At 62.2% G+C, this 13,210-nt stretch carries 13 protein-coding genes; 10 read left to right on the top strand and 3 right to left on the bottom strand.

Annotated features, from left to right (window positions below; genetic code table 11):
• Positions 1 to 47: 47 nt before the first annotated feature.
• Positions 48 to 689: a DUF998 domain-containing protein gene (locus AC05QJ_RS22505; protein WP_476743474.1), complete on the top strand. Its 642-nt coding sequence runs from the start codon at positions 48 to 50 to the stop codon at positions 687 to 689.
• Here AC05QJ_RS22505 and AC05QJ_RS22500 read toward each other — a convergent pair.
• Entirely contained in the window at positions 649 to 1,932 is a 1,284-nt protein-coding gene (locus AC05QJ_RS22500) for an arsenic transporter (RefSeq protein ID WP_476743473.1), read from the bottom strand. The genes AC05QJ_RS22505 and AC05QJ_RS22500 overlap by 41 nt on opposite strands.
• 141 nt (positions 1,933 to 2,073) lie before the next feature.
• Between AC05QJ_RS22500 and AC05QJ_RS22495 the strand changes: the two genes are divergently transcribed.
• The 6 genes from AC05QJ_RS22495 to AC05QJ_RS22470 all read left to right on the top strand — a co-directional run bounded on the left by AC05QJ_RS22495 (position 2,074) and on the right by AC05QJ_RS22470 (position 7,332).
• Positions 2,074 to 3,222 carry an acetyltransferase domain-containing protein gene (locus AC05QJ_RS22495; protein ID WP_476743472.1) on the top strand — a complete coding sequence of 383 codons (1,149 nt, stop codon included), beginning with the start codon at positions 2,074 to 2,076 and terminating at the stop codon, positions 3,220 to 3,222.
• 213 nt (positions 3,223 to 3,435) lie between these two features.
• Positions 3,436 to 4,080 carry a CHAP domain-containing protein gene (locus tag AC05QJ_RS22490; protein WP_476743471.1) on the top strand — a complete coding sequence of 215 codons (645 nt, stop codon included), beginning with the start codon at positions 3,436 to 3,438 and terminating at the stop codon, positions 4,078 to 4,080.
• Between the two features lie 194 nt (positions 4,081 to 4,274).
• A complete protein-coding gene (locus tag AC05QJ_RS22485; RefSeq protein ID WP_476743470.1) occupies positions 4,275 to 5,018 on the top strand; it encodes a PAAR domain-containing protein in 744 nt (247 codons plus the stop codon).
• Positions 4,999 to 5,712 (top strand): hypothetical protein, encoded by a 714-nt coding sequence (locus AC05QJ_RS22480; protein ID WP_476743469.1) that lies wholly within the window; start codon positions 4,999 to 5,001, stop codon positions 5,710 to 5,712. Before AC05QJ_RS22485 ends, AC05QJ_RS22480 begins: the two co-directional genes overlap by 20 nt.
• Complete coding sequence (locus AC05QJ_RS22475) at positions 5,690 to 6,100, top strand: hypothetical protein (RefSeq protein WP_476743468.1); 411 nt, start codon at positions 5,690 to 5,692, stop codon at positions 6,098 to 6,100. The genes AC05QJ_RS22480 and AC05QJ_RS22475 overlap by 23 nt, the downstream gene beginning before the upstream one ends.
• A gap of 281 nt (positions 6,101 to 6,381) precedes the next feature.
• Complete coding sequence (locus AC05QJ_RS22470; protein WP_476742461.1) at positions 6,382 to 7,332, top strand: IS110 family transposase; 951 nt, start codon at positions 6,382 to 6,384, stop codon at positions 7,330 to 7,332.
• A 410-nt stretch (positions 7,333 to 7,742) separates the two neighbouring features.
• Here the strand turns inward: AC05QJ_RS22470 and AC05QJ_RS22465 are convergent, their stop codons facing one another.
• Positions 7,743 to 8,528 (bottom strand): sulfite exporter TauE/SafE family protein, encoded by a 786-nt coding sequence (locus tag AC05QJ_RS22465; protein ID WP_476743467.1) that lies wholly within the window; start codon positions 8,526 to 8,528, stop codon positions 7,743 to 7,745.
• A 212-nt stretch (positions 8,529 to 8,740) separates the two neighbouring features.
• Positions 8,741 to 9,199 (bottom strand): GNAT family N-acetyltransferase, encoded by a 459-nt coding sequence (locus AC05QJ_RS22460; protein ID WP_476743466.1) that lies wholly within the window; start codon positions 9,197 to 9,199, stop codon positions 8,741 to 8,743.
• Positions 9,200 to 9,344: 145 nt separating this feature from the next.
• Between AC05QJ_RS22460 and kdpF the strand changes: the two genes are divergently transcribed.
• The 3 genes from kdpF to kdpB are packed head-to-tail and all read left to right on the top strand — an operon-like array spanning position 9,345 to position 13,199.
• Positions 9,345 to 9,434: a K(+)-transporting ATPase subunit F gene (gene kdpF, locus AC05QJ_RS22455; protein WP_476743465.1), complete on the top strand. Its 90-nt coding sequence runs from the start codon at positions 9,345 to 9,347 to the stop codon at positions 9,432 to 9,434.
• Positions 9,435 to 9,442: 8 nt separating this feature from the next.
• Complete coding sequence (gene kdpA / locus AC05QJ_RS22450; protein WP_476743464.1) at positions 9,443 to 11,134, top strand: potassium-transporting ATPase subunit KdpA; 1,692 nt, start codon at positions 9,443 to 9,445, stop codon at positions 11,132 to 11,134.
• 10 nt (positions 11,135 to 11,144) lie between these two features.
• On the top strand, positions 11,145 to 13,199 hold the full coding sequence (kdpB, locus tag AC05QJ_RS22445; protein ID WP_476743463.1) for a potassium-transporting ATPase subunit KdpB: 2,055 nt from the start codon (positions 11,145 to 11,147) through the stop codon (positions 13,197 to 13,199).
• Positions 13,200 to 13,210 lie beyond the last annotated feature (11 nt).

Below are 13,210 nucleotides of genomic sequence, written 5' to 3'. Positions count from 1 at the left end.
ACCGGTCCCTAGCATGGGCGCTCTGTTAACGACGGAGATCGCAGGACATGAAGACCACCGACCGTGCATTGCTCTGGGCAGGCGTACTGATTCCTTTCTGGCTGTTGTTCGGCGTGTGGCTGACCGCCAGCCAGTATCCCGGCTACAGCCATGCGGACTTCGCCATGAGCCGCCTGGGCGAGCTGGGCGCGGCGACCCACGGCTTTTCCGCCTGGGTCAACAACTTCCCGCTGGGCGTGCTGTTCGTTCTGCTGGCACTCGGGCTGTGGCGGCGTTTCGCCGGCTCCCGGCTGGCGAAGGCTAGCGCGCTGCTGGTACTGATTCACGGTTTGGCCAGCATCGGAGCCGGTGTATTTCCCTGCGACCAGGGCTGTGCGCCGCTACAGCCATCCACCTCCCAGCAGATCCACAACCTGTCCGGGCTGGTGATGTTCGCCTCGCTGACCCTCGCCAGCCTGCTGTGGGTCGTGCTCGGCAGGCGGCTGCTGGGCTCGCGGGTATTCTCGTGGTTCTCGGGGGGGTGCACGGTGCTGGCGCTGGTCACCGTGGGGCTGATGGGCCAGGCGCTGGAAAGCGGTCACGGCTTTGGCCTGTACCAGCGCCTCAACTATGGCACGGCGGTGGTCTGGCTGGCGCTGCTGGCCTGGCTCAGCCTGCGCCAAGGCGCAGCGCCAGTGCAGACAGCGTGACCAGCAGCACCGGAAGCGTCAGCAGGCTGCCGACCTTGAAGTAGTAACCCCAGGTGATACGGATATCGCGCCGGGCCAGCACGTGCAGCCAGAGCAGGGTGGCGAGGCTGCCGATCGGCGTGATCTTCGGGCCCAGGTCACAGCCGATGATGTTGGCGTAGATCATCGCCTCGCGTATCACCCCGCTGGCCTCGGCACCGTGGATCGACAGCGCGCCCACCAGTACGCTGGGCAGGTTGTTCATCACCGACGACAGCAGCGCCGCCAGCAATCCTGTGCCGAGGGTGGCCGCCCACAGACCATGGCCGGCGAGCAGGTCGAGCAGGCCGCTGAGTTGCTGGGTCAGCCCGGCGTTGCGCAGGCCGTAGACCACCAGGTACATGCCCAGGGAAAACACCACGATGTGCCAGGGCGCATGGCGCATGACCTTGCGCGTGGAGATCACCTTGCCGCGCCCGGCCACCAGCAACAGCACCAGCGCGCACACCCCCGACACCAGGCTCACCGGAATCCCCAGCGGCTCCAGTGCGAACAGCGCCAGCAGCAGGAACACCAGCACCAGCCAGCCGGCGTAGAAGGTGTGCACGTCGCGGATGGCGTCACGAGGCGCTTTCAGGGTCGGTTCGAAGTGGCGCGGGATGTCCTTGCGGAAGAACCACCAGAGCACGCCCAGGGTGGCGGCGATGCTCGCCAGGTTCACTGGCCACATCACCGAAGCGTACTCGCCGAAGCCGATACCGAAGAAATCGGCCGAAACGATGTTCACCAGGTTCGACACCACCAGCGGCAGGCTGGCGGTGTCGGCGATGAAACCGGCGGCCATGACGAAGGCCAGGGTCGCTGCGGGCGAGAAGCGCAAGGCCTGGAGCATCGCCACCACGATCGGGGTGAGGATCAGCGCCGCACCGTCGTTGGCGAACAGCGCCGATACTGCCGCGCCTAGCAGGATCATCAGGGTGAACAGGCGTCCGCCCCGGCCCTTGCTCCAGCGCGCCATGTGCAGCGCGGCCCATTCGAAGAACCCGGCCTCGTCCAGCAGCAGGCTGATGATGATCAGGGCGATGAAGGTGGCGGTGGCGTTCCAGACGATGGCCCATACCGCCGGGATGTCTCCCGGGTGAACTACACCGGCCAGCAGCGCCAGCACTGCGCCGCCGCTGGCGCTCCAGCCGATGCTCAGGCCTCGGGGTTGCCAGATCACCAGCACCAGGGTGAGGACGAAAATCGAAGCGGCGATCAGCATGGGGCGAACTCGGCGATAGGGTGGAAGGACGCAAGGCTGCTCAATCTAGCCGTGATTGACGCATCCGCAAAGTGACAGTCACCGGGGCGACATGCCATCATGTGTAACACTATTACATTGCATCAAGAGAACGCCCGCCCCATGTCCGCTCCGCCGTCCACCCGTCTTCACTCGATCGATGCCCTGCGCGGGCTGGTGATCGTCTTCATGCTGCTCGACCACGTTCGCGAGACTTTCTACCTGCACATGCAGGTCGGCGACCCGATGGACGTCACCCAGACCGACCCGGCGCTGTTCTTCAGCCGCACCCTGGCGCACCTGTGTGCGCCGGTGTTCATTCTGCTGACGGGGCTGTCGGCTTTTCTCTATGGCGAGAAATACCAGGGCAAGGCGGCGGTGTCGGCGTTTCTGTTCAAGCGCGGGCTGTTCCTGGTCGTGCTGGAGTTCACTCTGGTCAATTTCGCCTGGACCTTCCAGTTGCCACCCAGCGTGATCTACCTGCAGGTGATCTGGGCCATCGGCCTGAGCATGCTGGCGCTCAGTGCTTTGCTGTGGTTGCCGCGCGCCTGGCTGATCGTCCTGGGTGTGGTGCTGGTGGCCGGTCACAACCTGCTGGACGGGTTGCATTTCCCGGTTGGTCACTGGGCCCATGTGCCGTGGGCGGTGCTGCATGACCGTGGCTGGATCGAGGTATCGGAAGGGCTGCGCTTGCGCACCTCGTATCCGTTGCTGCCGTGGATCGGCGTGATTGCCCTGGGCTTTGCCATTGGCCCGTGGTTTGGTCGCGACAGTGATGCGGGCCAGCGTCGCCAGCGTCTGCTGGCGACCGCCGTTGGGGCGCTGGGCGTGTTCCTGGTGCTGCGCCTGCTCAACGGCTACGGCGAAAAACCGTGGTTCAGCGGCGAGACGGCGGTGCAGACGCTGATGAGCTTCTTCAACATCACCAAATATCCGCCGTCGCTGGTGTTCCTCGCCCTGACCCTGGGTATCGGCCTGTTGTTGCTGGTGCTGTTCGAGCGTCGCAACGACGGACGCATGGTGCGCTGGCTGGCCGTGTTCGGCGCGGCACCGATGTTCTTCTATCTGCTGCACCTGTATGTGCTGAAGCTGCTGTACCTGGCCAGCGTGGCGATCTGGGGCACCAACCACGGGCCGTATTTCGGCTTCGATTCGGTGCTGGCGGTGTGGCTGGCGGCGGCGTTGCTGGCGGTGGCGTTGTACCTGCCGGTGTGCTGGTTCGCGCGGTTGAAGGCGCGGCGGCGGGATATCGCGTGGTTGAAGTATTTGTAAGCGTGAAGTGCTTTGAAAGCCGTCGAGGGTGTCAAGCAGAGCAACGTTTGCCCTGCGGCTGCCTGGCTGGATGAGTAGCCACCGAATCTGAAAAAACCTACTCGTAACTCAGAATTGGCCTGCTGACTCTCAAGCAGGCTCCCCGCAAATATCCGCCCTTGGCCTCGGGAGTGATTTCCCCGGGCCCTTCCGGGAAACCAAGGGCGCAGCTCAATGTTATTCACACGCAACCGTTCGATGTGCCTGCTTGCTGCTTGCGCGGGCCTGGTGCTGTTGACCGCCTCGGCGCACGCCGTGATCACCCGCCTCGACCCCAACCCCCACTACACGGCAGGCGAGCAACTGGATGAGCTCAATGGCGTGGCCATCTACTACAACGGTGGGGTCAATAGCGTACAGGGGCGTCATCTGAGCCCGGATGGCTATAACCTCGGTCTGCGCTATCAGTGCGTCGAATTCGTCAAACGCTACTACTTCGTGCGCCATGGTCATCGCATGCCCGACACCTATGGTCATGCGAAGGACTTCTTCGATCCGGCACTCGTCGACGGTGGACTGAATGCCCAGCGTGGCATGCTGCAATTTCGCAACGGCAGTTCTACACCACCGCAAGCGGACGACCTGCTGGTGTTTGCGCCGACCCTGCTGAATCGCTATGGGCATGTTGCGGTGATTGCCAGGGTCGATGAGGGCCGTCTGCAGATTGCTCAGCAGAACCCGGGGCCTTTTGGCCGTTCAAGAGAAGAATTGCCGCTACTGGAGCGAGGTGGGCGATGGACCATTGGGCAATCCCAGGTGCTGGGGTGGCTGAGGCTTTCCCCTCCGGATGTGGCGCTCACCGCTCCGGGGCGGTCCTGAGAGCAATCGGATAAGCCTGATTAGGCGTTTCCCATCAGGCGCAACCGCCTTTATTCCTGAATCAGCCAGAAAAATCCTACCTCTCTCTAGGAATGCGCCTGCTGACGAGCAAGGTGCGCCCAGCAAGTATCTGGCCCTTCTTCCAGGGAGCACTTTCCTGGAGCCTTCTCGATAAAAGCAGAGGACGCAGATTCATGGCTCTGGGGCATCTGATTTGCCAGGGCGACAAAACCACGTGTGGTGGTCAGGTTCTGGGCGGCCAGCGCGGCTTCGTTATCAACGGCAGGGCTCAGGCTCGCGAGGGCGACCCCGTGACGTGCGGTGTGACCGGCAAGACCTATCAGATCGTGGGCGGCGTCTCGCATTTCAGCAATGACGGTCCGCTTGTCGCCGGGAGCCTCGACAGCTTTTCCAGTTGTCCGTGTCGGGCCGGATTGATTCCCTCGGACTTCATTTTTTCCTATGAGTCCACCAACGGTGCCATGGCGCTGGCGCAGGCTAAGTCCCGAAGCGCTGAGCCGACCGGCCAGTCCGATCTGGCGTCGGCTGACCCGTACGCTTCCGACCCGCGAGCGTCTGCGCTGGCCTCGACCCAGGCCAGTCGTTCAGCCTTTCCAGCGGCGGCTTCCCCCATAATCCCAGCAGAAGACGACGAGCCCGCCGAGCCCGGTTTCTACATCGTGCCCAAGTCCATCGACCGACGTGAGCTGGAGACTGAACTGTTCGGTGATTCCCCTTCGCCGGAAGTGCTGCACAAGTTCCATGGCCTGAACGGCAGTCTTGGCGATGCCATCGTGAAGGCAGGACAACTGGTCGTTCTCAGTGATCCGCGTAACTCCATGTGCATGCGGGAAGAGGCGCATTTGATGCAGGCTGCCGAGGAGGTGGCCGCAGCGTTGACGGAACTGACGCCGGAAGATGCCGTCTTTCCTGGCTGATACCTCGCTGTGGGCAGGGGTCAGTACTGCGGTGATGGAGCGGTATTTCAAAGATCTCCAGCAGAATATGGAGGCGTTCCAGGAACTTCATCAAGACAGCTATCGCCGAGACGGGCACTTGGGCAGCAAGCGGTTTATCGAAGAGCGCAGGCGGCTTCTCAGTGAGCTCGATGCGAAGCTATTAAATTCGCGATGGCTCCGAAGTAAAACCACGCTGGGCGATCATCCGAAGCTCAAGAAGGCGCTGAAGGTTTCAACCAAAAGTCTGGTGCACCAATGGAATAAGGCTGGCGGTCCAGGACCTATTCCGGGGTACGCGAAGCATATTCAGGCCATGAGTAATGCAACCAAGTACATGAAGACAGGAGGGTTTATTGCCATCGCGATTGGTGGGGCGGCGTCTGGGCCTGTCATTTATGAGGTGTGTACCAGCGGTTCGGTTGAAGAGTGCCAGAAGGCTTGGATGGTCGAGGGTGGAAAGTTTTCGGGAGCGACTTTCACTGGATTGGGTTTTGGAAAACTGGGAGGAATCACTGCTTCCGGTGTCTGCGGGTTGCTTGGAATGGAAAAAACCGGTCGTTTTTTGTGCGCAATAGTTGGTGTAGGAAGTGGTGCAGCACTGGGAACCACTCAAGGAGAAAAGATGGGAGGCTACATTGGGGAAGTAATATATGATCACTATCTCTATGATTGACATAGATACGTGGCCGATAAACGTGGCGGCTAATTTTTTTGGTGGAGGATTTTTAGTCGCTTTAGGCTGTCTGTTAGGGCAGGTCTATATCGGTCAAAAATATCTTGGGCAGATGCTCAAAGCCTTTGAGAGAAGCCTCGAAGCCAAGATGTGGGCGGCGATCTTAAATCAAGGGGTATTCGGTCGTTTGTTGTTGGTGAGTATTCTTGCTGGTTTCATAGTGCTGTCAAAATTTTATATTAAAAGAGGTGAGGTCTCTGCTCAGGATATTAATGACCTGCCCCGTGACTTAAAGCGTATTTTTTTGATCGATGGAATCCTGATGTGGGTTTCCGCAACAGTCTTGATTGTCATGATTGTCCTAGTGAACCTCAGAAGCGGCGGTTAGCGACCGGAGAGCCTCAGCGCCCTCAAGATCGAGCGCCGCCCGCGCGGCGCATCGCTGGCAAGCCAGCTTGTGTCTTCAAGGCCTCTTAAACTCAGAAGGGTGAGAGCGGTGGATGGCAGACTGAATGCCAGCGGTGCTTAAAGCACGAGTGGGAGCCAAGTCGCCATCCACCTCTCACTCTGACCAGAAGCCCGAACAGTTGGATGAGCGGCAAAACTCGAAATCACAAGCTAGGGATAGGTCAGAGCGCTCTCACTTCTTGAGTGTAAGAGGGCTTGGCGATGATTTCCTACTTTGTTGGTCTCGATGTTTCGAAAGCGACTGTGGATGTGGGGTTTCTTCCTGCGAATTACCCGCAGTTCCAGATCAGTAACGACTCTGATGGCTTCGCTCAGCTGATTGCATGCCTGAACGGGCTTGAAGTCGAGCGAGTACTGCTTGAGGCCACCGGTGGTTATGAGAGGGCTTTGCTCAAGGCCCTGCAGCTAAGCGGTCTTAATGTGGTTCGCGTCAATCCCAAGCGCGCTCGTGACTATGCCAGATCCATGAACAAGCTTGCCAAGACCGACAAAATCGACGCTCGGATGCTGGCGAAGTTTGCCCGAGATATCGAGGACTTGCCGCCGGTTGAGCCTAACCAGGCTCGGGATGAGCTGGGGGAGTTGATCAAGCTGCGAGGCAATCTGGTCAAGGATCGAGACAGCAACAAGCGCCGGATACAACAAACCACTCAGGCCATAGCTATATCCACCTACACCGATCTCATCGCTTATCTGAACCAGAAAATCAAAGCACTGGATGAGGCGATTGAGAAGGCCTCGAACGCCCTGAATCAGGAGAAAGCCAGTCAGTTGAGATCGGTGAAAGGGATTGGAGTCATTGCGTGCGGCACGCTCATGGCATCGCTGCCTGAGCTCGGAGCCGTGACAGGGCGCAAGATCGCGGCCCTGGTAGGGTTAGCCCCTTACAACAACGACAGCGGCAAGAAGAGCGGCCCCAGATCGATCGAAGGCGGGCGCTATGCAGTGCGCCGTGTGCTCTATATGTCGACCTGGTCAATGGTTCGCCACGATCCGGAAGTCAAAGCCGAATATGAGGCTCTGCGAGCGCGAGGCAAACTTGCCAAGGTCGTTATTGTGGCCTGCATGCGCAAGATCCTGGTACGTCTTAACGCGATGCTGCGAGACGGCACGAAGTGGAAAGAACCGAAATCTCAGATACCCGCAACCTGACAGCAAGCGAGGGCTGATTTACTGAAAAGCGGGCTTCGCCAGCGAAACCGCAATGCGGTATCGCTGGCGAAGCCATGCCTGAAGGGGGCGTTTGAAAAAAATCCTTAAAGACAGTTGCTCCCACATTGGTTGCATGGTTGATCGCCTTGTGTGTACTACGCGATATCGAGTCGAACCCAATAGCCTCCCGCAATAGATCGCCAAGCACCCAAGGCTGGCAACTCAAATCCCACAGGCCATGGCGCGTTGCAACAAATGTGGGAGCTGGCGTTGCCAGCGATGCGCCGCGCGGGCGGCGCTCGATCTCGAGCACGCCGAAAAACTCCCGCCTGGCACCTCGTGACCTGCAAAGAAATCTCATGCAAAAAGGGCCGCAATAGCGGCCCTCTTCCTTCACATCCAGCGACGCCTCAAAACGCCAACTTATACCCAATCAACAACAACATCCCCGCCAGGCAAGGCCGCAGCACGCTGTCCGAGATCCGCCCGGTCAGGTGGCTGCCGATATAGATCCCCGGCAGCGAACCCAGCAGCAGATACCCCAGCAACGACCAGTCCATATTGCCCATGCTCGCATGGCCGAGGCCTGCCACCAGGGTCAGCGGCACGGCGTGGGCGATTTCGGTGCCCACCAGGCGGCGGGTGACCAGGAAGGGGTAGAGCAGGAACAGCGCCACGGTGCCCAGTGCACCGGCGCCGATGGAGGTCAGCGAGACCATCACGCCCAGCACTACGCCGGTGATCACGGTCAGCACGTTGAGGGTCGGGCCGCTCAGGTGATAACGGTCGCTGGCATGCTTGCTGGCGAAGGCCTGCAGGCGCGATTTGAACAGGATTGCCAGCGCGGTCAGGATCAGCACCACCGCCAGGCCCTGCTTGATGATGGCGTTCAGCGCCGCCGTGTCGGTGTGCAAGGTGCTGAGGAACCACAGGGTTGCCGCTGCCGCCGGTACGCTGCCCAGGGTCAGCCAGCCGGTGATCTTCCAGTCGATGTTCTTCTGCTTGCTGTGAACCCACACGCCACTGGCCTTGGTGATGGCTGCGTAGAGCAGGTCGGTGCCGACCGCTGTGGCCGGGTTGATGCCGAACCAGAGCAGGATGGGGGTCATCAGCGAACCGCCACCCACGCCGGTCATGCCGACGATGAAACCGACTACGAGACCCGCAATGGTGAAACCGAAAGAACCGACATCCATACGTTACCTGACACGCTCTTGAATCGAAGGGCGCGCGCAGCATAACCACTTTTTTTATACCTAAATATATCCATATCGAATTAGCTTATAACCGATATCGATTCGGTCTATGCAATTCGGCTTGCGAGGCTATGTGCAGGGTGCATTGATTTGACCGATTACCGGCCAATTTCGCTGATTTGCCCGGAAAGGGCCCGGAAAGGGCGGAGGCGTCACGCGGCCCCGACGGGGGCCGCGATTTGCAGGTGAAGCAGGGGGAAAGGCTCGCCCTGGCCGTCCCGTTCGGAACGTCCGGTGACCACGAAGCCCTGGTGCAGGTAGAAACCGGTCGCCTGCGGATTCTGTTCATTCACATCCACTTCGCGTACGCCCAGTTCGGCGATGGCGCAGGCCAGCAGCGTCTTGCCGACGCCCGCACCGCGGTGGGCCGGATCGATGAACAGCATTTCCAGCTTGCGCCCGTGAGCACCGGCGAAGCCCAGCAGCTTGCCTTGTTCATCGCAGGCGGCGCGCAGTTCCACGGCGGCCAGGTAGTCGTTGAGGATCAGCGGTCGCAAGCGTTGGATATGCGCCTCGGGCAGAAAGTCATGGGTCGCGCGGACCGACGCTTCCCAGAGTTCGGTCAGCGCCGGGTATTCCTCGGCGGTGACCGCTGTGAGGGTCAGGTTCATGGGATAGAGGGTTCCTTTCGGCTGTGGAAAACCGCCGATTTTACGCATTCTTTATGCGGACTGCGCTGCCTCGATCTCGTCCCTTTACTCACCCTGAACGGAGAATTTCCCTACGCGGCAAGGTGTCGCTGAACGGAGATTTCTCATGAGCATTCTGGACGGGGTGTCACTGCTGCTGGCGGTGGCGTTGTTTGTCTATCTGATGGTCGCGCTGCTGCGCGCCGATCGCGGCTAGGAGCAGCCATGCACAGTCAAGATTACGCATTGCTGCTGGCGTTCTTCGCCCTGGTGCTGTTGCCCGCGCCCTGGCTTGGGCGTTTCTACTACAAGGTGATGGAAGGCCAGCGCACCTGGCTGACGCCGCTGCTCGGGCCGGTGGAGCGGGTCTGCTACCGCCTGGCCGGGGTGGACGCCAGCCAGGAGCAGAACTGGAAGCAGTACGCCCTGGCGCTGCTGGTGTTCAACCTCTTTGGCTTTCTGTTGCTGTTCGCGGTACTGCTGCTGCAGGGCTACCTGCCGCTGAACCCGCAACAACTGCCGGGCCAGGAGTGGTCGCTGGCGTTCAACACGGCGGTCAGCTTCATGACCAACACCAACTGGCAGTCCTACAGCGGCGAGGCGTCCCTCAGCTACCTGAGCCAGATGCTCGGCCTGACCGTGCAGAACTTCGTCAGCGCCGCCACCGGCCTGGCGGTCCTGGTCGCCCTGTGCCGCGGCATCGCCCGCCGTTCGGCCGGGACCCTCGGCAACTTCTGGACCGACATGACCCGCGCCACTCTCTACGGCTTGCTGCCGCTGTGCCTGGTGCTGGCCCTGCTGCTGGTCTGGCAGGGCGTGCCGCAGACCTTCAGCGACTACGTCCACGCCATCACCCTGCAAGGCGCTGACCAGGTCATTCCCCTCGGCCCGGTCGCCAGCCAGATCGCCATCAAGCAACTGGGCACCAACGGCGGTGGCTTCTTCGGCGTCAACTCGGCGCACCCGTTCGAGAACCCTACGGCCTGGAGCAACCTGTTCGAGGTGGTGTCGATCATCCTCATCCCGGTGGCGCTGGTGTTCACCTTCGGTCACTACGTCAAGGACCTGCGCCAGAGCCGGGCGATCATCGCCGGCATGCTCGCGCTATTCCTGATCGGCGGGGCCACTGCGCTGTGGTCGGAGTACCAGCCCAACCCGGCGTTGGCCAACCCGCAGGTGGAGCAGAGCGCGCCCATGGAAGGCAAGGAAAGCCGCTTCGGCACCACCGGCAGCGTGCTGTGGACGGTGACCACCACCGCTGCCTCCAATGGCTCGGTGAACGCCATGCACGACAGCCTCAACCCGCTCACCGGCATGGTCGCGCTGGTCAACATGATGGTCGGCGAAGTGATCTTCGGCGGCGTCGGCGCCGGGCTCTACGGCATGTTGCTGAACGTGCTGATAGCGGTGTTCCTCGCCGGCCTGATGATCGGTCGCACCCCGGAATACCTCGGCAAGAAACTCCAGGCCCGGGAAGTGCAACTGCTGGTGGCGACCCTGCTGGTGATGCCGGTGGGCGTGCTGGTGCTCGGCGCCCTGGCCACCTTGCCGGGGCCGGCGGCCAGCGTCAGCAACCCTGGCGCCCACGGTTTCAGCCAGTTGCTCTACGCCTACACCTCGGCCAGCGCCAACAACGGTTCGGCCTTCGCCGGGCTGGGCGCCAACACCACTTTCCACAACCTGATGATCGGCCTGGGCATGCTGATCGGCCGCTTCGGCTACATCCTGCCGGTGCTGGCGCTGGCCGGCAGCCTGGCGCTGAAGAAGACCGCGCCAATCGGCCTGAACAGCTTCCCGACCCACGGTCCGCTGTTCGTCACCCTGCTGGTGGTCACCATTCTGCTGGTCGGTGGCCTGACCTTCCTGCCGGCCCTGGCCCTGGGGCCGGTCGCCGAATTCCTGAGCATGGGCTTCTGAGGAGCGAAACATGAACATGTTGATTCCCGACGTGAACGCGGCCAGCGCCACCAGCGCCCGCACCTCGTTCGCAGCCCTCTGGCGCCCGGCGCTGCTGCAGGCCTTCGTCAAGCTCGACCCGCGTCAGCTCAAGCGCGCCCCGGTGATGCTGGTGGTGGAACTCACCGCCATTTTCACCACCCTGCTGTGCCTGTTGCCGGACAGCGGCGTACCCACCGCGGTGTCGGTGCAGATCGCCCTGTGGCTGTGGTTCACCGTGCTCTTCGCCAACTTCGCCGAAGCCCTGGCCGAAGGCCGTGGCAAGGCCCGCGCCGACAGCCTCAAGGCCGGCAACCAGGGCCTCAACGCACGGCGCCGGACCAGCGCCGGCACCTTCGAGGTGGTCGCGGCCACGGCGCTGCGCAAGGGCGATGTGGTGCGGGTCGAAGCCGGCGAGATGATCCCCGGCGACGGCGAGGTGATCGAAGGCATCGCCGCGGTCAACGAGGCGGCCATCACCGGCGAGTCCGCGCCGGTGATCCGCGAGTCCGGCGGTGACCGCTCGGCCGTCACCGGCAGCACCCGCCTGGTGTCGGACTGGCTGCTGGTACGCATCACCAGCAACCCCGGCGAGTCCACCCTTGACCGCATGATCGCCCTGGTGGAAGGCGCCAGGCGGCAGAAGACCCCCAACGAAATCGCCCTCGACATCCTGCTGATCGGCCTGACCCTGATCTTCCTGGTCGTGGTGGTGACCCTGCAACCGTTCGCCCACTTCGCCGGCGGGGCGATTCCCACGGTGTTCCTGGTGGCGCTGCTGGTCACGCTGATCCCCACCACCATCGGCGGCCTGCTCTCGGCCATCGGCATCGCCGGCATGGACCGCCTGGTGCGGCTCAATGTGATCGCCCGCTCCGGGCGGGCGGTGGAGGCGGCTGGCGACGTGCATGTGCTGATGCTCGACAAGACCGGCACCATCACCTTCGGCAACCGCCGCTGCAGCGCCGTACTCGCCGCACCGGGTGTCAGTGGCCGGGAACTGGCGGAGGGCGCCTTGCTCGCCTCGCTGGCGGACGACACCGCCGAAGGCAAGTCCATCGTCGACTACCTGCGCCAGTTGCACGACTTCGTCGAGCCTTCGGTGACACAACTGGTGCCGGTGCCGTTCAGCGCCGAGACCCGCCTGTCTGGCGTCGACTTCAATGCCCGCCGCTATCGCAAGGGTGCGGTGGATTCGGTGCTGGCCTTCGTCGGCATGCAGCGCCTGGAAATGCCGCCGGCCCTGGCCCGGGAAGTGGACAAGATCGCCCAGAGTGGCGGCACGCCGCTGCTGGTCTGCGTGGACAAGCGCCTGCTTGGCGCCATCCACCTCAAGGACGTGGTCAAGCCGGGCATCCGCGAACGCTTCGCCGAGTTGCGCAAGCTGGGCATCCGTACCGTCATGGTCACCGGCGACAACCCGTTGACCGCTGCGGCCATCGCCGCCGAGGCCGGTGTCGATGACGTGCTGGCCGAAGCCACGCCGGAGAAGAAACTGGCGCGCATCCGCCAGGAACAGGACGAAGGTCGCCTGGTGGCCATGTGCGGTGACGGCGCCAACGACGCCCCGGCGCTGGCCCAGGCCGATGTCGGCATGGCCATGAACGACGGCACCCAGGCCGCGCGCGAGGCGGCCAACATGGTCGATCTGGACAGCGACCCGACGAAGTTGCTGGACGTGGTCCAGGTCGGCAAGGAGCTGCTGGTGACCCGTGGCGCGCTCACCACCTTCTCCATCGCCAACGACGTCGCCAAGTACTTCGCCATCCTTCCGGCGCTGTTCGCCGCGATCTATCCGCAACTGGGCGTGCTCAACCTGATGCAACTGGCCAGCCCGCAGAGTGCCATCGTCTCGGCCATCGTGTTCAACGCGCTGATCATCGTTGTGCTGATCCCGCTGGCGTTGCGCGGGGTGCGGGTCAAGGCTGCCAGTGCCGCCCACCTGCTGCGTCGCAACCTGCTGATCTATGGCCTCGGCGGCCTGTTAGTACCGTTCGCCGGGATCAAGCTGATCGACCTGCTGCTCACCGCCCTGCACCTGGTCTGAACCCGAGGAAT

The organism is Pseudomonas sp. TUM25319 (assembly GCF_056388475.1).
This window is presented reverse-complemented; position numbering and strand designations above follow the sequence as displayed.